The sequence below is a fragment of the Streptomyces sp. WP-1 genome, from assembly GCF_030450125.1.
Lineage (GTDB): Bacteria > Actinomycetota > Actinomycetes > Streptomycetales > Streptomycetaceae > Streptomyces > Streptomyces incarnatus.
In genome coordinates this window covers 1088531-1108248 of the sequence record NZ_CP123923.1, presented here as the reverse complement: position 1 = coordinate 1108248, position 19718 = coordinate 1088531, and the positions used below count along the sequence as shown (strand labels likewise).

Annotated in this window: 17 protein-coding genes and 1 pseudogene; 9 read left to right on the top strand and 9 right to left on the bottom strand. The window is 72.4% G+C overall.

Features of this window, described 5'->3' with window-relative positions; genetic code table 11:
• Positions 1 to 23 precede the first annotated feature (23 nt).
• The 5 genes and pseudogenes from QHG49_RS04575 to QHG49_RS04555 all read right to left on the bottom strand — a co-directional run.
• Positions 24 to 836 (bottom strand): restriction endonuclease, encoded by an 813-nt coding sequence (locus tag QHG49_RS04575; protein WP_186337856.1) that lies wholly within the window; start codon positions 834 to 836, stop codon positions 24 to 26.
• 84 nt (positions 837 to 920) lie between these two features.
• Entirely contained in the window at positions 921 to 1166 is a 246-nt protein-coding gene (locus QHG49_RS04570; RefSeq protein WP_145487402.1) for a DUF5133 domain-containing protein, read from the bottom strand.
• A 108-nt stretch (positions 1167 to 1274) separates the two neighbouring features.
• On the bottom strand, positions 1275 to 1487 hold the full coding sequence (locus tag QHG49_RS04565; protein WP_145487403.1) for a helix-turn-helix domain-containing protein: 213 nt from the start codon (positions 1485 to 1487) through the stop codon (positions 1275 to 1277).
• Positions 1488 to 1580: 93 nt separating this feature from the next.
• Positions 1581 to 1868 carry a hypothetical protein gene (locus QHG49_RS04560; protein WP_301487304.1) on the bottom strand — a complete coding sequence of 96 codons (288 nt, stop codon included), beginning with the start codon at positions 1866 to 1868 and terminating at the stop codon, positions 1581 to 1583.
• A gap of 149 nt (positions 1869 to 2017) precedes the next feature.
• A pseudogene (locus QHG49_RS04555) lies at positions 2018 to 2642 on the bottom strand (SDR family NAD(P)-dependent oxidoreductase); the annotation flags it as partial.
• 202 nt (positions 2643 to 2844) lie between these two features.
• Here QHG49_RS04555 and QHG49_RS04550 point away from each other — a divergent pair.
• From QHG49_RS04550 to QHG49_RS04530, 5 genes are all read left to right on the top strand, one after another.
• Positions 2845 to 2988: a hypothetical protein gene (locus QHG49_RS04550; protein WP_301487303.1), complete on the top strand. Its 144-nt coding sequence runs from the start codon at positions 2845 to 2847 to the stop codon at positions 2986 to 2988.
• Between the two features lie 533 nt (positions 2989 to 3521).
• Positions 3522 to 4505: an ABC transporter permease gene (locus tag QHG49_RS04545; protein ID WP_301487302.1), complete on the top strand. Its 984-nt coding sequence runs from the start codon at positions 3522 to 3524 to the stop codon at positions 4503 to 4505.
• A 1-nt stretch (position 4506) separates the two neighbouring features.
• A complete protein-coding gene (locus QHG49_RS04540) occupies positions 4507 to 5442 on the top strand; it encodes an ABC transporter permease (protein WP_236576558.1) in 936 nt (311 codons plus the stop codon).
• Positions 5439 to 7523 carry an ABC transporter ATP-binding protein gene (locus tag QHG49_RS04535; protein WP_301487301.1) on the top strand — a complete coding sequence of 695 codons (2085 nt, stop codon included), beginning with the start codon at positions 5439 to 5441 and terminating at the stop codon, positions 7521 to 7523. Before QHG49_RS04540 ends, QHG49_RS04535 begins: the two co-directional genes overlap by 4 nt.
• 89 nt (positions 7524 to 7612) lie before the next feature.
• Positions 7613 to 9292 (top strand): ABC transporter family substrate-binding protein, encoded by a 1680-nt coding sequence (locus QHG49_RS04530; RefSeq protein WP_301487300.1) that lies wholly within the window; start codon positions 7613 to 7615, stop codon positions 9290 to 9292.
• A gap of 75 nt (positions 9293 to 9367) precedes the next feature.
• Here the strand turns inward: QHG49_RS04530 and QHG49_RS04525 are convergent, their stop codons facing one another.
• Together QHG49_RS04525 and QHG49_RS04520 are read right to left on the bottom strand one after the other, a co-directional pair.
• Positions 9368 to 10192, bottom strand: a complete 825-nt coding sequence (locus tag QHG49_RS04525) for a DUF1684 domain-containing protein (protein WP_301487299.1) — start codon at positions 10190 to 10192, stop codon at positions 9368 to 9370.
• A gap of 57 nt (positions 10193 to 10249) precedes the next feature.
• Positions 10250 to 11221 carry an LLM class F420-dependent oxidoreductase gene (locus QHG49_RS04520; protein ID WP_145487408.1) on the bottom strand — a complete coding sequence of 324 codons (972 nt, stop codon included), beginning with the start codon at positions 11219 to 11221 and terminating at the stop codon, positions 10250 to 10252.
• 171 nt (positions 11222 to 11392) lie between these two features.
• Between QHG49_RS04520 and panD the strand changes: the two genes are divergently transcribed.
• Positions 11393 to 11812, top strand: a complete 420-nt coding sequence (panD, locus tag QHG49_RS04515; RefSeq protein WP_301487298.1) for an aspartate 1-decarboxylase — start codon at positions 11393 to 11395, stop codon at positions 11810 to 11812.
• Positions 11813 to 12320: 508 nt separating this feature from the next.
• On the opposite strand, the gene gndA is transcribed toward panD, so the two are convergent.
• Positions 12321 to 13760 carry an NADP-dependent phosphogluconate dehydrogenase gene (gene gndA, locus QHG49_RS04510; protein WP_159706929.1) on the bottom strand — a complete coding sequence of 480 codons (1440 nt, stop codon included), beginning with the start codon at positions 13758 to 13760 and terminating at the stop codon, positions 12321 to 12323.
• Positions 13761 to 14030: 270 nt separating this feature from the next.
• Here gndA and QHG49_RS04505 point away from each other — a divergent pair, with 270 nt between their 5' ends.
• On the top strand, positions 14031 to 15035 hold the full coding sequence (locus tag QHG49_RS04505; protein WP_301487297.1) for a M23 family metallopeptidase: 1005 nt from the start codon (positions 14031 to 14033) through the stop codon (positions 15033 to 15035).
• Between the two features lie 162 nt (positions 15036 to 15197).
• On the opposite strand, the gene QHG49_RS04500 is transcribed toward QHG49_RS04505, so the two are convergent.
• Positions 15198 to 16190 carry a DMT family transporter gene (locus QHG49_RS04500; protein ID WP_370530424.1) on the bottom strand — a complete coding sequence of 331 codons (993 nt, stop codon included), beginning with the start codon at positions 16188 to 16190 and terminating at the stop codon, positions 15198 to 15200.
• A gap of 244 nt (positions 16191 to 16434) precedes the next feature.
• On the opposite strand from QHG49_RS04500, the gene QHG49_RS04495 reads away from it, so the two are divergent.
• A complete protein-coding gene (locus tag QHG49_RS04495) occupies positions 16435 to 17199 on the top strand; it encodes a (2Fe-2S)-binding protein (protein ID WP_301487296.1) in 765 nt (254 codons plus the stop codon).
• Between the two features lie 163 nt (positions 17200 to 17362).
• Positions 17363 to 19684, top strand: a complete 2322-nt coding sequence (locus QHG49_RS04490; protein ID WP_301487295.1) for a GH92 family glycosyl hydrolase — start codon at positions 17363 to 17365, stop codon at positions 19682 to 19684.
• Positions 19685 to 19718: the final 34 nt, after the last annotated feature.

The following is a 19718-nucleotide window of genomic DNA, read 5'->3' as shown; positions in this document are numbered from 1 at the left end:
CTCCGGCTTCAACTCCCGCCGGGCTAGCGGGGATCCCAGGGCCTCGGGCCCGTCCCCGCGCGCCACGCCTCCAGTTCCACCCCGTCCACGCAGACGATGCCGCACTGCCGCGCGTAGTCGAGCGCGGGTGTGGTGAACTCGCTGGTGGTGACGAGCGCCGCGACGTCGGCCTCGTGGATGGTGAAACAGGTGCCGCCGAAGCGCTGCATGTCCTGCGAGCCCACCTTGTTGGTGTCGCCGTACTGCTTGCACTGGATGACCACGCGCAGTCCCTCCGGCGTGACCGCGACGACATCCGCCCCCAGATCGCCGGCGCCGCCCACCACCTCCACCTCGCTGCACCCCTCCCGCTCGCACAGCTCGGCGATGGCCTGCTCGAACCCGTCGGGGTCCAACTCGGCGTAGGCGTCGGGGGAGTCGAGGAGAAGCGTGGGCTCCGTGCCGTACTCACCCGGCGCGGCGACCGGGGGCGGCAGCACGTCCGTACGGAGGCACCCCCCGGCGTCCGGTACGACGGTCTCGTCCACCGGCGTCAGATGGAGACTGTCGGACGCCGCCTCGGCTCCCTCCTCCAGCGCGCGGGCGGCCCGCCGGGCCCACCTCCCGGCGGACAGCCTTCCCCGCGCGGGCCGCCACAGCAGGACCCCGGCGACGGCGAGCACGGCCAGGACGGCGGCCCACAGCGGACGACGCTCGACGACACCCGCCGCGAGGCGCACCACCAGCGCCAGCAGGCAGAGGACGATCGCGAGCAGGACGAAGAACCAGGTGGTCGTCCGCAGATCGAACCGCCGGTCCCGGCGCACGCGCCGCAGAGGGCGCACCGGTATGGTCATCTGGCTCTCTTTCGGGCAGAAAACGAATCACGAGGACGTACGGATGCCCGAGAGCGCCGACAACGCGCCGAATCCCGGGCCTTTTCAGGCGGCCAGCGCCCGGGTGTGCCCGTCGGCCGCACGGCGGTTCTCCCGGAACTGCTCCAGGAGCGCGTCGGCCGCGGCGAGCGCCTCCTGCACCGTCCGGGTGCCGGTCATCACGCACAGCGTGTAGGAGGTGTCCTCCAGCTCACGGCTCGAACGGCCGCTGGGCTGGAGATCATGGCGGAAGCGGGCCTCGGCGAACCGGGCCAGCAGCGCGCGCACTTCCTTCTCGGCGGGCAGCAACACGGCGGAATCCTCCCTGACATGACAGCCGGACGGGGGACCCGTGCCCCCCGGCATCCCGACTGCCCCCGCCGGATCGCCGTATGCACCGCTCCCGCGGCTTTTCGCACGTCATCGCGCCGAGCGGCCGGCTCCCGCCCGCACATCGCCGCCCCGGGCCCGCAGCGGCACACCCGCCTCGCCGAGCAGGCGATGCACGAAGCCGTACGACCGGCCGTGCGCCTCGGCGATGGCGCGGATCGACCGCCCCTCCCGGTACTCCCCGGCGAAGGCGTCGGCCAGTTCCTGGCGCGCGCCACCCGTGATCCACTGTCCCTTGTTCACGATGATCTCCTTCTCGCCACATCGAGACGTGATCACCGACTGCCCGCGCCACCGCGGCCCATGCACCCGCGCCGTCCGGCGGCAACGGACAGCTCAGTCGGACGGGTTGAGTTCCGTGTACACCAACTCCACCAGTTCCTCGGCCTCATGGGTACGGGGATCGCCGCCGACTCTGTAGTAGCCGCCCAGGGTGGCGATCACGTCCGCCTGCGAGTCGTCGTACTCGTGGCCGTGGCCGTCCCCGTCCCCGGCGCCCCCGGAACCGGACGCCCACCACCACACCCGGCTCCGGATCTCGTCCTTCGACAAACCCCCTTCCAGGGTGATGTCCCGGCCCTGGACCTTCCCCGTGATCCTCGCGGAGTTCGCGTCGGTGGCCATGCGCCATCTTCCTCTCACCGAAGGGGGACGCGGCTGGTGCCGCGTCCCGGTCCCGGCTGCGGATACCCCCGGAAGCCCGTTTTCCACGGTCCCGGCGGGTCGATGGCTTGAACCGGTGAAGGACGCAACGTCGTTGACGGACGCCAGCGCGCGGTCCAGCCGCCGTCCAGGGGGATCGAGCTGCCGGTGAGACAGCCGCTGCGCCCGGTGCACAGCCACAGGGCCGCCTCGGCGACCTCCGCCGGCTCGATCAGCCCCTCCAGCGCGTGCTTCGCCGTGACGTACGCCGATTTGTAGGCGCTGGCCCGCAGCCCGTGCACCGAGGAGATGTTGACCACCCGGCCCCACGCCCCCGCGTACATATGGGGCAGGGTACGGCGCAGGATGCGGAACGGCGCCTCCACCATGACCCGTTGCATCAGCGCGAAGCGCTCCGGGGGGGAACTCGTGGACCGGCGCGATGTGTTGCAGACCCGCGTTGTTGACCACGATGTCCGCGTCGTCCGGCAACGCGTCGACGGCCTCGGCCACGGAGAGGTCGGCCACCACGGCGGTACCGCCGATCGCCCCGGCCACCTCCTCGGCGCCCTCGGCGGCCCGGTCCACCACATAGACCTCGGCACCGGCCGCGGCGAAGCCCTCCGCGCAGGCCCGGCCGATCCCGCCGGCCGCACCGGTGACCAGAGCCCCCCGGCCGACGAGGAACCGGGTCGCGGCCAGCCCGGCCGCGGCGGCACCGGGCCCGGGATGCTGGGGCGTGTTGGCACTGTCCATGGTCGGACACCGTAGGCAGGAACCCGGGGGCGAGACACGTGGATCACCGCCACATTTCCGCACCCCGGGACGGGCGCCACCACCATGCGCCGACGGCCGGACGACGCGGAGGGCATCCCTGCCCTCACGCGCACGGGCGCACCCTCCGGGAGGCCGAGCGGGTCCGTGGAACAGCTCCACCGGCCCCGCGCGCAGGTGCGTCGTGCGCGGCGGTCGTACGTTCCGCGTCCAGGAGACCTCCGAGGGCTGCCTCGTCATCGCCGACTCCGGCTGCTGGACCGAGTCCTCACCGACCGCGTTCGCGCGCCCGGGGCCGGTGTCCGTCCGGCATCCGGGCCGTGGTTGACGCGAACCGAGAGGTGCTGCTGAATTGAGCGCATGAACGCCGAGCTGCGTCTGGTCACCCGTGACCACATCGACTTCGGTCGGGTGTGGTCCGCCGCCTGTCCCGCCTGAACCGGCGACGGACCGTCCGACCGGCTCTTCCTCAGCTCGGCCACCCCTTGGCGGACCGTCCCGCCCCGGCGCCGTCACCCTTCGCGCCCCGCATCGCAGCCCCATGACGCGCCGTCACCCGCGCCGCAGCCGGCCGCTCCGCCGGGCCCGGGCACCGCCCCACCCGCCGGGCTGACCGAGGGCCGCACGTTTCCACCGCACCCACATTGTTTCGTGTTACCGGCCGAATGCAACGGCAACATGTCGACCTCATGGCACCACGGGCCAAAGCCTGGTGCCACGGTGACGCACGGGACCAAGCTGACGTGTGCATACCCATGCAGCCCTTCCGTCCGCCCAGAAAGCGTCACCGCGCATGCATTCGCCCTGTCTCTCCGGTGCTCCAGAAGCACGCATCCCGTGTGTGGCGAGGAGGTGCCGCACATGGTGCGCTATGTGATGCGCAAGGCGGCCGGCTGGCTGCTGATGATCGTGGTGGCGACCAACGCCACCTATTTCCTGGCCAGTTGGTTCCTGGACCCGCGGTCGAACTTCAAGGAACTGCGGCCCGTCCGCACCGAGGCGCAGATCGACCGGGCCCTCGCGCCGTACAACCTGGACCCCCGGGTGCCGCTGGTGCACCGCTGGTGGGACTGGCTGACCTCGGTGGTCCTGCACTTCGACTGGGGAAAGTCCCCGACAGGCGTCACCGTCAACGGCGAGATGGGCTACCGGGCCCTGGTCAGCGCGGAGTTGGTCGTCATCGCGACCGTGCTGTCCGTGGTGGTCGGCGTCGCGCTCGGCGTCTACACCGCCGCACGCCAGTACGGCTGGGCCGACCGCGTGTCGCAGGCGGTGTCCATCGTGGTGTTCAACGTCCCCGCGTCCGTCGCCGCCCTCGCCGTCGTCTTCGTCGCCATCTGGCTGAACCAGCACGCCGGACTGCACTTCCTCTACGTCGCCGGGGAGAACTCACCCGGCGTCGACGGGCTGTGGCCCACCATCGCCGACCGTCTCCTGCACCTGATCCTGCCGACCCTGACACTCACGCTGATGGGCTATGTCGGCTACCACCTGACGCAGCGCTCCCTGCTGCTCGACACGCTCAACGCCGACTTCGTGCGCACCGCGCAGGCCACCGGGCTCACCCGCGCCCAAGCCGTCCGCCGGCACGCCCTGCGGGCCGCGCTCATCCCGACGGCGACGTCCGTGGCGTTCAGCATCCCGGCCGTCTTCACCGGCGCCGTCATCACGGAGACGATCTTCGGCTGGAACGGCATGGGCCGCTACTTCATCCAGACCATCAGCAAGAACGACGTACACGGCGCGGTCGCCACGGCCGCCTTCGCCGCGGCGCTCACCGCGATCGGCGCGATCCTCGCGGACATCGCCACCGTGTTCCTCGACCCGAGGGTGCGGGTGAGCTGACATGACCATCGACATGCCCGCCCACCCGCCCGCGGAGCTGAGCCCCGAACCGGCGGCCGCCGCGCGCGAACAGGCGAACCTCGGCCTCGGCCGGCTCTATCTGCGCCGCTTCCTGCGCAACCGCCTCGCCGTCGTCGGAGTGGTGATCTTCGTCCTGCTGGTGCTGTTCGCGGCCTTCGGCGGCCTGCTCACCTCCCACGCGTACACCGACACCGACTTCACCGCGCTCACCCAGCCCCCGAGCGGACTCCACTGGTTCGGCACCAACCAGGGCGGCAACGACATCTACGCCTGCGCCGTGCACGGACTCCAACGCTCCCTGACGATCGCCGTGAGCGTGTCGGCACTGACCATCGTCCTGGCCGCCGTCATCGGCTCCGGCGCCGCCTACTTCGGGGGCCGAGTGGAGCGGGCGACCCTCGCCGTCATCCACTTCCTCCTGATCGTCCCCTCGTTCCTCATCCTCGCCCTGGTCTCCCACCGGCTGGCCGGGGACTGGCGGGTCCTGATCATCGTGCTGACCGTGTTCGGCTGGATGTCCACCGCGCGGGTCATCTGGTCCGTCTCGACCTCACTGCGTGAACGGGACTACGTGAAGGCGGCCGAGTTCATGGGCGTCGGACCGCTGCGGATCATCCTCCGCCACATCATCCCCAACCTCGGCTCCCTGCTGATCGTCAACCTGACGCTCGGCGTCGTGGCGACCGTGCTCAGCGAAACCGCCCTGTCCTTCCTGGGATTCGGCGTCCAGACCCCGGACGTGTCGCTCGGCACGATGCTCGCGGACGGCGCGAGCACCATCACCAGCGCCCCCTGGCTCTTCGCCTTCCCCGCCGCCCTGGTCGTGCTGCTCACCGTGTCGATGACCTTCATCGGCGACGGCCTGCGCGACGCCCTCGACCCCACGTCGGTGACCTCGGCGGGAGGCCGACGATGACCCTCACGACCCCCCTGCCCACCCCGGCACCGGCCATCGGACCCGACCCCGTCCTGTCCGTACGGGACCTGCGGATCTCCTTCCCCTCCGAGGCGGGCACCGTCGAGGCGGTGCGCGGAGTGGACTTCGACCTGCTGCCCGGCCGCACCCTGTGCATCGTCGGCGAGTCCGGCTCGGGCAAGTCCGCCACCGCGATGGGCATCATGGGGCTGCTCCCGCCCACCGCCGACCTGCGCGGCCGGGTGCTGCTCCGCGGACAGGACCTGATCGGACTCGACGACCGGGCCCTGTCGAAGATCCGCGGCAACTCCATCGGCATGGTCTTCCAGGACCCCCTGTCCGCCCTCACCCCGATCTTCTCCGTGGGCAGGCTGCTCTCCGACGCCCTGCGGGTCCACCAGGACCTGACGAAGCGGGAGGCCTGGGAACAGGCCGTGGAACTGCTCGACCTCGTGGGCATCCCCGACCCGCGCGGCCGGGCCACCGCCTTCCCGCACGAGTTCTCCGGCGGCATGCGCCAGCGCGTGGTCATCGCCATGGCCATCGCCAACCGGCCGTCCGTGCTCGTGGCCGACGAACCCACCACCGCGCTCGACGTCACCGTGCAGGCCCAGATCCTCGACGTACTGCGGCTCGCACAGCGGGAGACCGGCGCCGGGCTCGTCCTGATCACCCACGACCTCGGTGTCGTCGCCGGCCACGCCGACGATGTCGCCGTGATGTACGCGGGCCGGTTCGTGGAGCACGCGGCCGTCGGGGAACTCTTCCGCCGGCCGACGATGCCGTACACCGCGCGCCTGCTGGCCGCCGTACCCACCGTGGACGGCGGAACCCGGCGCCCCCTCATCCCGATCGGCGGCGAACCGCCCGCCCTGGTGGGCCTCCCCGACGGCTGCCCCTTCGCACCCCGGTGCGCCGTCGCCCTCGACGCGTGCCGCTCCGCCGAACCCGAGCTGAGCCATGTCACCGGGCACGGGGACGTGGCCTGCCTGCGCGCCGCCGAGATCGCCGACGGCTCCCTGGACCCGGCGGGCGATGCCGTACCCGTCGACCCGCCGGCGCCCGCGCGCCCCGCCGGGACCGGCGAGGTGGTGCTCCGCGTCGAGGATCTCGTCAAGACGTTCCCGGTCACCAAGGGCGCCCTCCTCAAGCGCCGGGTCGGCACGCTGCGCGCCGTCAACGGGGTCGGCTTCGAACTGCGCGCCGGGGAGACGCTCGGCCTGGTGGGCGAGTCCGGCAGCGGCAAGACCACCACGCTGATGGAGATCCTGCGGCTCACCCGGCCCGAAGGCGGCCGGATCGAGATCTCCGGCATCGACATCGGCACGCTCACGTCCGGCGCGCGGGCCCGCGAGCTGCGGCAGGACGTACAGATCGTCATGCAGGACCCCCTGGGGGCGCTGGACCCCCGGCTGCCCGTCTTCCACCTGCTGGCCGAGCCGCTGCAGGCGATCGGACGCGACCGCGAGTCGATCCGCGCGCGGGTCCGCGAACTGCTGGCCCTGGTGGGCCTGGACGACTCGGTGGGCGACCGCTTCCCGGCCGCGCTCTCCGGCGGCCAGCGCCAACGGGTCGGCATCGCCCGCGCCTTGGCGACGGAGCCGAAGCTGCTCGCCCTCGACGAACCGCTGTCCGCGCTGGACGTCTCCGTACAGGCCGGGGTGATCAACCTGCTGGCGCGGCTCAAGCGGGAACTCGGCCTCGCCTACCTCGTGGTCGCCCACGATCTGGCCGTGATCCGGTACATCTCCGATCGCATCGCCGTGATGTACCTGGGCCACATCGTGGAGACCGGGGAGACCGAGGCGATCTTCTCCGATCCGAAGCACCCGTACACCCGCGCCCTGCTGTCGGCGATCCCGATACCCGACCCGGAGCGGGAACGCGCCCGCGAACGCGTCGTCCTGGAGGGCGAGCAGCCCAGCGCCGCACGGCTGCCCGAGGGGTGCGTCTTCGTCGACCGCTGCCCGCTGTACCGGCTCGCCGACGAGGACCTGCGGCACCGCTGCCGTACCGAGCCCCCCGCGCCGACCGCCGCGCCCGGACTCCCCGGCCACCAGTACGCCTGCCACGGCGTCTGAACCCCGGCCCCGGCACCGAGGCCCCCCGCCGGTCCCACCGGCCGCACCGATCTTCCCGACCCCACCGATCTCCGAAGGAACCCTCCACCATGCGCACCAGACTGGCCCTGCCCGTCGCCCTGATCGCCGCCATCACCGTCACGGCCACCGCGTGCCAGTCCTCGGGGAAGGACTCCGCCGGGTCGGACGCCAGGAACACCCCCAAGGCCGCGTCGTCCGTCGCCGACTACGACCCCACGCCGTACGACCGGATCAAGGACGGCGGCACGTACACTTCGGTCGGGACCTTCGACGACCAGGGCAATCCGTTCAACGTCAACTCCACGCTGACGGCGTCCCGCGTCTGGTCCTGGTACAACGCCGACGCGATCACCTACTCGCCGACCGGTGAAGTGCAGTACAACCCGGACTACTTCAGCCAGGTGAAGGTCTCCGTGGCGGGCGGGAACCAGAAGGTCACGATCACCATCAACCCCAAGGCCGTCTTCAACGACGGCACCCCCATCGACTGGACCGCGATCAAGGCCACCTGGCAGGCCAACAACGGTTCGAACAAGGCGTACGCCGCCTCCTCCACGGACGGCTACGACCAGATCACCTCGGTCGACAAGGGCGAGAACGCCAAGCAGGCCGTGATCACTTTCAAGGGGGTCTACCCCTCCTGGTCGAGCCTGTTCACCACCTTCCTGCACCCCAAGGCCGCGACGGTCGGGAACTTCAACAAGGCGTACGTCAAGAAGGCGCACCCGGAGTGGGGCGCCGGGCCGTACACGGTCGGCACCTGGGACACCCACTCGGGCGACATCACCTTCGTCCGCAACCCGAAGTGGTGGGGCAAGAAGGGCAAGCTCGACAAGCGCGTCTACGTCAATCTGGAGTCGACCGCGGCGGTCAACGCCTTCAAGAACGGGCAGTTGGACAACGTCTCCGCCGTCGACGCCGAGAGCCTCAAGCAGATCAAGGGGCTCCCGGGCACCGAGATCCGCAGCGGCGGCAGCCCCTTCGAGTACTCGCTCTACCTGAACGCCAAGTCCTCCGTCCTCGCCGACCCCGCCGTGCGCAAGGCCATCGAGGAGAGCGTCGACCGCAGCCAGATCGCGAAGATCCAGTTCCAGGGCCTGGACTACAAGGAGCCGCTGCCCGGTTCCGCCATCCTCTACAGCTTCCAGAAGGGCTACCGGGACAACGTCTCGGCCGTACTGAAGTACGCCCCGGACGAGGCGAAGAAGGCACTCGACGCGGCCGGCTGGAAGCCCGGGAGCGACGGCATACGTGTCAAGAACGGCAAGAAGCTCGAAGTCGGCTACACCCTCCTCGGCGACGCCCCGCTGGACAAGGCGACCGCGGGCGCCTTCGCGGCGATGCTGAAGCCGGTGGGCATCCGCCTCGACATCCAGAAGGCCGACGAGTCGGACTTCTCCGAGATCCTCAGCGAGCGCAAGTTCGATCTGTTCCTGTCGGGAAACCGCTCGATGGACCCGTTCGGCGCCCGCTACCTGTGCGACTTCTACTGCTCCGACCGCGACTCCAACATCACCGGCGCGGGCACGCCCGCCCTCGACAAGGAGATCCGCGCCACCACCGAGATCGCCGACCTCGACAAGCAGGCCGCCGCTGCCAACCAGGTCGAGCGCGAGGCGCTGCGGCAGTACGCCTTCCTCCCGCTGTTCAGCGGCCCCTCGACGTACGGCGTGAAGAAGGGCCTCGCCAACGTCGGCGCGACCATCTTCTACAACCCGCTGCCGGAGACGGTGGGTTGGCAGAAGTGACCACGCGCAAGACGGCGCCGTAGCGCGCGCGGGCCGCTCCGCCTTCCGGCGGAGCGGCCCTTTTCACCATCCGCGCTACGATCCGCCGCGCTCGCGGGGGATCTTCAGCCCCGCCTCGATCGCCACCGGCAGCCGGTTCTCGGCCGGCGGCAGCGGGCAGGTGGCCAGGTCCGTGTACGCGCACGGCAGGTTCGCCGCGCGGTTGAAGTCCAGGAGGACCGTGCCGTCGGCGGCGGGCGGCCCGACGGTCAGGACCCGGTTGGCCGCGTAGGTGGTGACCCCGGACGTCGCGTCGGTGAACAGCACCATCAGCCGGCCGCCTCCGTGCCCGGGGAAGGCCGTCAGGGCGAACTCACGCCCGCCCAGCTCGAACTCGATCCTGCCCGGAGCGTCGTACACATGCTCAAGGCCCTCGACGGCCGCGCCCACGGTGGTCGGCCGCGGCTCGTCGAAGGGGACGTACCGGCCCGTCACGGCCCAGCGCGGGTCGGGGGAGTAGGCGGGCGTTCCGGCGAAGGCGGTGCGCAGCGGCGCGTCCGGGTGCCGGGGGCACACGATGTCATGGCCGCCCCGCTTGGCGACCTCGATGACGGCGTCCCCCCAGACCGCGTCGACCCCGCCACGCTCGGCGAGCACCCCGAACCGATGCTCGCCCCGCACCGGCGTGCCGCCGACGACCAGTTCCTCCCCCTCGTCGAGGACTACGACGACCCCGTCCCGGCCGCTGTGCCACGCACCGGGCGCGTCCGGGAAGCGCCGCGGCCGGCCGTCGAGCCAGTGCAGGCCGGTGATGGCCAGGAACCCGTGCGGATCGGCAAGCCGGTCCTCGTGGGCGCGGTACCAGTCCAGCCAGTCGTCGGTGAAGGCCCGGAGGTCTCCCGTGGCGGCCTCAGTGGTCATGAGTATCTCCCTGGTGCACGCGGGCGTGGAGCGTCTGCCATCCGTTCATCCGGTCCGTCATCCGCTCGTTGATCCCGTCGCCGCTCCGCTCGCCGCTCCGGTCGTCTTTCCGGCCAGTTCGCCTAGGAGTGCCCAGGTACGGCGGCGATCGGCGTCCCCCGCGATCTCGGTGAGGGAGAACACGACCTCGGTGGCGCCGGCGTCGCGGTAGCGCCGCACCTCGGCCGCGACCGTCTTCTCGTCGCCGATCACGGCCAGGTCGACGGCCCGCCGGCCACCGGAGAGTTCGATGACCCGGGCGTAGGACGGGAACTGCTCGTAGAACGCGAGGCTCTCGGTCAGCTTCGCCCGCACCGAGTCCACGTCGTCCGTGACCACGCCGGGCACCAGGGCCACGACCCTGGGCGCGGGACGGCCGGCATTCCGCGCCGCGGCGGTCACGGCCGGGACGATGTGCTCCGCCAGCGCGCGCGGCCCCGCCAGATACGGCAGGATCCCGTCCGCCAGCTCACCGCTGACCCGCAGCGCCTGCGGCCCCATCGCGGCGACCAGCAGGGGAACGCCGTCCTCTGCCCCCGCCACCCGGGCCGGGATCGGAGTGGTCGCGGTGAGCAGCTCACCGTGGAAGTCGGCCGCGCCGGTCCGTGTCAACTGCCGCAGCGCCGTGAGGAATTCCCGCAGCCGGGCGATGGGCCGCTCGAAGGGCAGCCCGTAGCCGGTCTCCGCCAGCAACTTGGTGCCCACGGCCAGACCGAGGTGATAGCGGCCGTGCGTGGCGGCCTGAGCGGTGAGGGCCTGGCTGGAGACGGCCAGCGGATGCCGGCCGAAGACGGGAATCGCGGAGGTGCCCACCTGCAGCCCGGGCACCGCCCGCCCGACGATCGCGGCGAGCTGCGGCGAATCCGCACCGAAGGTCTGCCCGAACCACGCGGACCGCAGCCCGGCGTCCGCCGCCTCCTGGGCCAGCTGAACGGTGGCGTCGACCTCGTTGGGCGCGTCCTGCGCACTGAGTGCTACTCCAACAGTCATACCAACGAGAACGAACCCCTGCGGTACGGGCATTCCGGCTCATGTGTGACAGCTTCTTGTCAGTCGTGTGTACGGGGAGCAGTACCCCTCCGCGGGGCAAGCGCGATAGCCTCCGGATACAGCCCTTGACCTGCAAACGCAGGCAGGGAGCCTCTTTCTGGGAGTACCTCGATGCTGCGAACGATGTTCAAGTCCAAGATCCACCGGGCCACCGTCACCCAGGCCGACCTGCACTACGTGGGATCCGTGACGATCGACGCCGAGCTGCTCGACGCGGCCGATCTGCTGCCCGGGGAGCTCGTGCACATCGTGGACATCACGAACGGTGCCCGGCTGGAGACGTACGTCATCGAGGGGGAGCGGGGGTCCGGGGTCGTCGGGATCAACGGGGCGGCGGCGCATCTCGTGCACCCCGGGGACCTGGTGATCATCATCAGCTATGCGCAGGTCGGCGATGCCGAGGCGCGGGAGCTGAAGCCGCGGGTCGTGCATGTCGACGCCGAGAACCGGATCGTGGCCCTCGGCACCGACGCGTCCGAGCCGGTGCCCGGGTCCGACCAGCGGCGCAGCCCCCGGGCCGTAGCGGGCTGAACCCGGGCGGCCCGCTCGCGTGAGTGGCCCGGCGGTGGTCGGGTAGGCGGGGAGCGACGTCCAGTGACATCGACGACCGCGCGGAGGACCTGATGACGAACCCGCACCCCGACCCCGTCCCACCGGGCACCCCTCCCAGCCCGGAGCCGACCCCGCCCCCGGACCCCTACCCCAGCCCGGTACCACCCCCGGAACCCGGCCCCGGTCCCGAGCCGACCCCGCCCCCACCCGGCCCGGGCCCGCAGCCGACCCCACCACCGCCGGGTCCCGGTCCGCAGCCGGCCCCACCCGCGCCCGGCCCGCCGGAGCCGTCTCCCTCCCCGATCCCCCCGGGACCGGAACCCGTACCGAACCCTGAGCCGGGCCCGCCCCTGACCGCCTGAGACGGGGCCCGGCGACGACGCGCCCCAAGGGGGCGCGGGGGACCGCGCGACCGGCCACGACGAACCCGCGGCCGCCCGCCGACAGCACCCCGCGCCCCCTTGAGCGCCCCCTACGCGAGGAAGCGCTACGCCGTGACCTCGCTCCGGTCCCCACCCCACAACGTGTGGAACGCCCCCTCCCGGTCCACCCTCCGATACGTGTGCGCCCCGAAGAAGTCCCGCTGCCCCTGCGTGAGCGCCGCCGGCAACCGCGGGGAGCGCAGTCCGTCGTAGTAGGACAGCGCCGCCGCGAAGCCCGGCGTGGGGACGCCCTGCCGTACCGCCGCGGCCAGCACCTCGCGCCAGTCGTCCTGGGCCGCCGCGATCTCGCGGGCGAACGTCTCGTCGGACAGCAGGCTCGGCAGGTCGGGGCGGGCGTCGTACGCGGCACGGATCCGGTCGAGGAAGGCCGCCCGGATGATGCAGCCCGCGCGCCAGATCGCGGAGACGGCGCCCTGGTCGATGTCCCAGCCGTACTCCTCGCCGCCCGCCGCGATCTCGTGGAAGCCCTGGGTGTACGACACGATCTTGGACGCGTACAGCGCCTGCTCCACCCGGTCCGCGAAGGCCGCCGCCTCCGCCTCGCTCAGCGGCGCGGGCTGCGGACCGGCGAGATGGCGGGAGGCCGCCCGCAGCGCGGCATGCCCGGACAGGGAGCGGGCGAAGACCGCCTCCGCGATCCCGGAGACCGGGACGCCGAGATCGAGCGCGATCTGGACGGTCCAGCGGCCGGTGCCCTTCTGCTCGGCCTGGTCCACCACCACGTCCACGAACGGCTTGCCGGTCGCCTCGTCCACATGGGACAGCACCTCGGCGGTGATCTCGATCAGATAGGAGTCGAGCCGCCCGGTGTTCCAGGTGCGGAAGATGTCCGCGATCTGCGCCGGGGTGTAGCCCGCCACATCGCGCAGCAGCTGGTACGCCTCTCCGATGAGCTGCATGTCGGCGTACTCGATGCCGTTGTGCACCATCTTCACGAAGTGCCCGGCGCCGTCCGCGCCCACGTGGGTCACGCAGGGCGCGCCGTCCTTCGCCTTCGCGGAGATCTTCTCCAGCATCGGGCCCAGCGAGGCGTACGACTCCTTCGAGCCGCCCGGCATGATGCTCGGCCCGTGCAGCGCGCCCTCCTCGCCGCCGGAGATGCCGGTGCCGACGAAGTGGATGCCCTGCTCGCGCAGCTCCCGTTCCCGGCGCCGGGTGTCGGCGAAGTGCGCGTTGCCCCCGTCGATGATCATGTCGCCGGGCTCCAGGAGCGGTGCGAACTCCTTGATCACCGCGTCCGTGGGGTCACCGGCCTTGACCATGATCATCAGACGTCGCGGGCGCTCCAGGGCGGCCACGAACTCCTCGGCGGTCTCGGTCGGGACGAAGTCGCCCTCCTGTCCGAACTCCTTCACCAGATCCCGCGTCCGCGACGCCGTGCGGTTGTGCAGGGCGACCGTGTAGCCGTTGCGCGCGAAGTTCCGGGCGAGATTGCGGCCCATGACCGCAAGGCCGGTGACGCCGATCTGCGCTGAAGTGCTCATACCGCCTGCTCCCTGATCGCCTCGTGAGTACAACCCCCGTGTGGTACGGGTCCCCGCCCATCCTGACGTGACGCCTGGGCGAGCGCACATCAGACTCGCCACCTCCGGGGCCGGGGCGCGTGCCCGGTTCGCCCCGGCCCGTGGAGCATCCGGTCAACAGCCGTACGATCATGGCTAGTTGGCGCCCGTGGAAGGCCGAAACGCCGTCTTGTCGTGGCATGTTCGCGGCGCATAACTTTGCCCCTCCTGACGCATGAGGGGACCTCGCACATGGCCCTAAGCGGCCGGCACCGCCGGTATCAGCCGAACAGGATCAACCGCGCCTCGCTCACGGTCACGGCGGGCGGCGCGGGCCTCGCGCTCCCGCTGATCGCCGCGGGTACGGCCGCGGGCACGGCCACCGGGGCGGACGCCCGCACCGGCACCGAGGCCGGCTCCCACGCGAGCCCGCGGGGCGAGGCCCCGGAGGCCGTGCCGGGCAAGGCCCTCGGCGCCTCCGCCCACGATGTGCGTCCCCAGACCACGCCCCAGTCCCGGGCCGGCCGCACCACGATGTACACGGTGGTCCACGGCGACACCCTCTCCGGCATCGCCGGTGAACACCATGTCCCGGGCGGCTGGCAGAAGCTCTACGCGGCCAACCGGGCCACCGTCGGCGCCGACCCCGACCTGATCCTGCCGGGCGAGCGGCTCGGCCTGCACCCCCGGAAGGCGCCCGCCGGGACCGCCGTATCCGACGGGACCGCCAAGTCCGCCACGAAGAAGCCGACTTCGCACCCGGCGAAGCCGAAGGTCCACCAACAGACCAAGAGCACCAAGAGCACGAAGAGTACGAAGAGAACCAAGACCGCCGAGACCGGGACGGGCGCGCACGGGATCGTCGCCCCGGTCCACGCCGCCATCGGCACCGGATACCGCGTGGCCGGGTCGTACTGGTCGAAGGGCTACCACACCGGGGTCGACTTCCTCGTGCCGACCGGCACCGCCGTGCACGCGGCCGAGGCCGGGGAGGTGGTCGCCGCGGGCTGGGGCGGCTCCTACGGGTACCAGGTGGTGCTCCGGCATGCCGACGGGCACTACACCCAGTACGGCCATCTGTCGGCCATCTCCGTGCGGGTCGGCCAGCGCGTCGCCGCCGGCGGTCGCATCGCCCGCTCCGGGGCCACCGGCAATGTCACCGGCCCCCATCTGCACTTCGAGGTGCGCACCGGGCCCGGTTTCGGCTCGGACATCGATCCGCTCGCCTACCTCCGGGCCCACGGCGTGAGGATCTGACCTGCCGCCTCAGGACCCCCAGGGCCTCCAAGGCCTCCAGGACCTGACCCGCGGCCGCCGCCGCTGGGGGACCGTCCCGTCGGGCGTACGGCGCCGCCGACGCGCGCTCCCCGGGCGGCGCGGGCTCACCCGGGTCCCCCGGACCGGTACCGGCCGCCGGGGTCAGCAGCTCCCGCAGGTCCCGTTCCATGAGCGGTGCGTCCCCGCGTCCGCGGGGACCCGCAGATCCTCCCCGTCGACCCGCTGCGTCGGCACCGAGGACAGCACCGCGCCGGTGGCCTGCGCCCCGGCCGGGGCCGACGACTGCGGGGCCGGGGTCTGCGTCTCCTCCATCCGCTCCGTCGTCAGCATGATCAGCCCGCCCGCCGCCAGCACCCCGCACCCCAGGGCGAGCAGGGTGCCCGTCGTGCCGTGGCGGAAGGTCTCACCGAACATGAGGATGCCGACGACGGCGGCCAGTACCGGGTTGACGACGGTCAGGGTGGCGAGCGGCGCGGCCAGGCCGCCGCCCGCGTAGGAAGCCTGGGACAGCAGGACGCCGGCCACCGAGAACACGGCGATCAGCGTCAGCGAGAACAGGGTGCCGGGGGAGCCGAGGCCGCCGCCCCAGCCGACGGTGACGGACTTGGTGAACACCGAGGACATGCCGAACGCTATGCCCGCCGCCGTCGCGAGCAGCACGCTGCGCACCGCGGGGTGCCGGTGGGCGGCCCGGCCCGCGCACATCAGCGCCGCCACCGCGCCGCCGGTGACGATCGCGGCCGCCAGCCGCTGGGCGGCGTCCAGTGCGTGGTCCGGGGAGGAGCCGACCAGGGAGAGCAGCCCGGCGAGCCCGACGGTGGCCATCACGGCGCCCCGCCAGGCGGTCGCCCCGGCCCGGCGGCCGACACACAGCGTGGCCAGGGGCAGGGCGAAGACGATGGTCAGCGCGCCGAGCGGCTGGACGATGCTCAGCGGGCCGTAGGCCAGTGCCAACACGTGCAGCAGCCCGCCGAGGCCGTTGAGCGCGAGCGCGCCCCACCAGCCGGGCCTGCGCAGCGGCAGATACGCGCTGCCGGGAGACGTCACGGCGACGCGCTCCTGCACGATCGCGCCGCCCGCGTAGCCGAGGGCGGACACGAGCGACAGCAGCACGGACAGCGCGAGGGCGCTCATCTGCCTCTCCCGCTCATCGGCGTCTCCTGTGCGTGCGGCGGGGGGCCTGGGCCCGGCGCGGCCTACGGTCGGCTTCCATGGTCAACACTCTGCCCGCCCGCGCTCTTCCCGTCGTCGTCCCTGAGCACGCAATGCGTCCTACTACCGATGGAGTACACCGGTTCGGTGATCATCCCTCAGGTGGGCCCTCCAGGGGGAGCCCCCCGGCCACCGGCGCGCGAACGGGTTTGGTACGAGTGTCCTCGTGGACCTCGACCCCGAACTCGCCGCCCTGCGCCCGCCGGGCCCCTTCTTCACCCTGCGCACAGCCCCCTACGGGAACCCGGCGGGGCTGCCGACCCTCGCGGCGGCCTACGCGCCCCAGGGCCCCGACGATCCCCTGGCCGCACGCGTGCGCCTCGTCGCCCACCGCCTGCGCACCCCCGAACCCCGGGTCGCCGCCTCCCTCGCCCAGCAGGGCCTGGCCGCCCGGCTCTGGTCGGCCGCGCTCGGCTGCGCCGTCCTGTACGGCCGGCTGCCCGAGCTGCGCCCGGGCCGGCTGCGCTGGGACATCGAGGCGTCCGCCCCCGACGACCTGTGGCTCACCGGGGTACGCCCGGCGCCCGGGGACGCAGACGCCGCCGCCCTCGCCGACGCCGTGCTGCACGGCCATCTGGAGCCCCTGGGGGAGACCCTGAGAAACCATTACGGGGTCGCGGCCGGGCTGCTGTGGGGCAACGCGGGCTCCGCGCTCGCCGGGGCCGCCCGGGAACTGGAGCGCTGGGCCCGCGCCCAGGGCCGCCCCGGCACGGCGGACCGCGCCCGCGCGCTCGCCGGTGAGCTCTTCGGCCACCCCCTGCTGCGGGCCACCGGCACCCGCACCGGCACCGCCTTCCGCCGCCGCAGCTGCTGCCTGTACTACCGGGTCCCCGGCGGCGGGGTGTGCGGCGACTGCTGCTTCCCCCGGCCCCCGGCGGCACCGCGCGCCCCAACGGCCGTGCCGGGAAAGGGAGATCGGCCGACCGGCTGAGGTGCCGTACGACGGGAGAACGACCGCACGCGGTCATCTCACGGTCCGTCAAATCACCCTCGTCCGCGACGCGTTTACCCTCCCCGTCACGCAATGCCCGGTTTCCCGGCATTCGCCCGCCACGATGCAGGCAACGATGTCGAACCTCCGGAGGTCATCCGAGATGAGAGGGACCCGGCGCACACGGCTGTGCCTGGCCTGGGTGATGGCAGCGTCCGCGCTGATCGCCACCCCCGCCGCAGGAGCCGCCGAGCGGACCGACGGCCACCTCACCGACCTGGTGAACCCCTTCATCGGGACCCAGGACGAGGGCAACACCTTCCCCGGCGCCGCCGTGCCCTTCGGCATGGTGCAGCTCTCGCCCGACACCGGGCACAACACCGGCTACGACTACACCCAGAGCCGGATCCGCGGCTTCTCGCTGGTCCATCTGTCGGGCGTGGGCTGCCGGATCGGCGGCGACCTGCCCGTGCTCCCCACCACCGGCGACGTCACGCAGACCGACGACGCCACGTACGCGGCCGCCTTCGCGCACGGCGACGAGACCGCGAGCCCCGGCTACTACCGTGTCGGCCTCGCCTCCGGCATCCGCGCCGAGCTGACCGCCTCCGCCCGCACCGGAGTGCAGCGCTACACCTTCCCCGCCACCGCCAAGGCCAACGTCCTGCTGAACGCGGCCCAGTCGCTGCACAAGGCGGGCGGCAGCAAGGTGGAGATCCTGGACGACCGCACCGTGCGCACCGAGATCACCGGGCACGGCTTCTGCCGGGACACCGGCCCGTACACGGTCTACACGATCACCCGTTTCAGCCGGCCCTTCACCGCGTACGGCACCTGGGACGGCGCCACCGTCACCGCGGGCTCGCGCAGTGGCCGTGGCGGCGCCTATGTCCGCTTCGACACCACCCGGGACCGTACGGTCGAGGCGACCACCGCGCTGTCGTACGTCGACGCGGCGGGCGCTGCGGGCAATCTGCGGGCCGAGGGCGGGCGCTCGTTCGACACCGTGCGCCGGGCGGCCCGCGGGCAGTGGGAGGCGCGGCTGGCGGGGGTGCGGGTGCGGGGCGGCACCGACACCCTGCGCCGTACGTTCTACTCCTCGCTGTACCGGTCCTACCTCGCGCCCAACATCGGCGGCGACGCCGACGGCCGCTACTTCGGCTGGGACCGGCGTGTCCACCGCGCGCGCGGGTTCACGTACTACCAGAACTGGTCGCTGTGGGACACCTACCGCACCCAGGCCCAGCTGCTCGCCCTGCTCGCGCCGCGCGAGGCGCGGGACATGGCCCGCTCGGTGGTGGCGATCGACGAGGACGGCGGCTGGCTGCCCAAGTGGGGCTACGGCCCGGTCGAGACGAACGTGATGAGCGGCGACCCGGTCACCCCGTTCCTGACCACGGCCTATCAGACGGGCCTGCTGAAGGGGTTCGAGGAGCGGGCCTACCGGGCGCTGCGCAAGAACGCGGACGGGGTGCCGCCCGCCGCCAACCCGGGCATCGGACGGGAGGCCAACGCCGAGTACATCAGGGACGGCTTCGCCCCGTTCGACAAGGACCGGCCGCCGGCCAAGACGGGCGACTCCGACTACCACCACGGCGCCTCCGTCACCCTGGAGTACGCGCTGGCCGATGCCATGCTCGCCCAGATGGCCCGGGGCCTCGGGCACGACGCCGACGCCGCACGGTACGCGGCCCGCTCGCGGAACTACCGCACCATCTTCGACCCCTCGACCGGCTTCTTCCGGGCCCGCGACACCTCCGGCGCCTTCACCGGCTCCCCCGACCCGGCGCGCGGCACCGGCTTCCACGAGGGCACGGCCTGGCAGTACCAGTGGCTGGTCCCGCAGGACCTGACCGGCATGGTCGGCCTGATCGGCGGCAAGCGCGCCGCCAACGACCGCCTGGACTCCTTCTTCGCCTACGACCGGCTGCTCGCCGACCCGGCGCGGACGGCCCGCGAGGTGTGGGTGCACGGCGACGCCTACGCCTACTACAACGCGGCCGTCTACAACCCGATGAACGAGCCCGACCTCATCGCGCCCTACACCTACCTCGCCACCGGCCAGCCGTGGAAGACCACCGACGTGGTGCACGCGGCCCTGACCCTGTTCACCGACGGCCCCACCGGCATGACCGGCAACGACGACCTCGGCACCATGTCCGCCTGGAACGTGCTGTCGTCCATCGGGCTGTTCCCGATCCAGCCCGGCTACGACACCTGGGGCCTGTCCACCCCCGTCTTCGACCGCGTCGACCTCGCCCTGGACCGCCGCTACTGGCCGAGCGGCGGACTGACCGTCACCGCGCCCGGCACCTCGGCCGCCGACCGCTACGTCCAGGGTGTGCGCGCCGACGGTTCGGCCCACGGGCGGACGTATCTGACGACGCGTGCGCTGCGCTCCCTGCGCTCGCTGGCGTTCACGGTCGGCCCGCGCCCGTCAGGGTGGGGTACGTCGGCCCAGGCGGCGCCCCCGGTACTGAAGTGACCTCAGGCTTCTCCCGAGTCCCGCCCCGTTCGGA

What these genes read in the sequence shown, in the direction of transcription:
- QHG49_RS04525 (WP_301487299.1), bottom strand. Translation starts at nt 10,192, where the DNA reads ATGACCACTGAGGCCGCCACGGGAGACCTCCGGGCCTTCACCGACGAC.
- QHG49_RS04540 (WP_236576558.1), top strand. Translation starts at nt 4,507, where the DNA reads ATGACCATCGACATGCCCGCCCACCCGCCCGCGGAGCTGAGCCCCGAA.
- QHG49_RS04490 (WP_301487295.1), top strand. Translation starts at nt 17,363, where the DNA reads ATGAGAGGGACCCGGCGCACACGGCTGTGCCTGGCCTGGGTGATGGCA.
- QHG49_RS04520 (WP_145487408.1), bottom strand. Translation starts at nt 11,221, where the DNA reads ATGACTGTTGGAGTAGCACTCAGTGCGCAGGACGCGCCCAACGAGGTC.
- QHG49_RS04505 (WP_301487297.1), top strand. Translation starts at nt 14,031, where the DNA reads ATGGCCCTAAGCGGCCGGCACCGCCGGTATCAGCCGAACAGGATCAAC.
- QHG49_RS04500 (WP_370530424.1), bottom strand. Translation starts at nt 16,190, where the DNA reads ATGAGCGCCCTCGCGCTGTCCGTGCTGCTGTCGCTCGTGTCCGCCCTC.
- QHG49_RS04535 (WP_301487301.1), top strand. Translation starts at nt 5,439, where the DNA reads ATGACCCTCACGACCCCCCTGCCCACCCCGGCACCGGCCATCGGACCC.
- QHG49_RS04560 (WP_301487304.1), bottom strand. Translation starts at nt 1,868, where the DNA reads ATGGCCACCGACGCGAACTCCGCGAGGATCACGGGGAAGGTCCAGGGC.
- QHG49_RS04530 (WP_301487300.1), top strand. Translation starts at nt 7,613, where the DNA reads ATGCGCACCAGACTGGCCCTGCCCGTCGCCCTGATCGCCGCCATCACC.
- gndA (WP_159706929.1), bottom strand. Translation starts at nt 13,760, where the DNA reads ATGAGCACTTCAGCGCAGATCGGCGTCACCGGCCTTGCGGTCATGGGC.
- QHG49_RS04545 (WP_301487302.1), top strand. Translation starts at nt 3,522, where the DNA reads ATGGTGCGCTATGTGATGCGCAAGGCGGCCGGCTGGCTGCTGATGATC.
- panD (WP_301487298.1), top strand. Translation starts at nt 11,393, where the DNA reads ATGCTGCGAACGATGTTCAAGTCCAAGATCCACCGGGCCACCGTCACC.
- QHG49_RS04575 (WP_186337856.1), bottom strand. Translation starts at nt 836, where the DNA reads ATGACCATACCGGTGCGCCCTCTGCGGCGCGTGCGCCGGGACCGGCGG.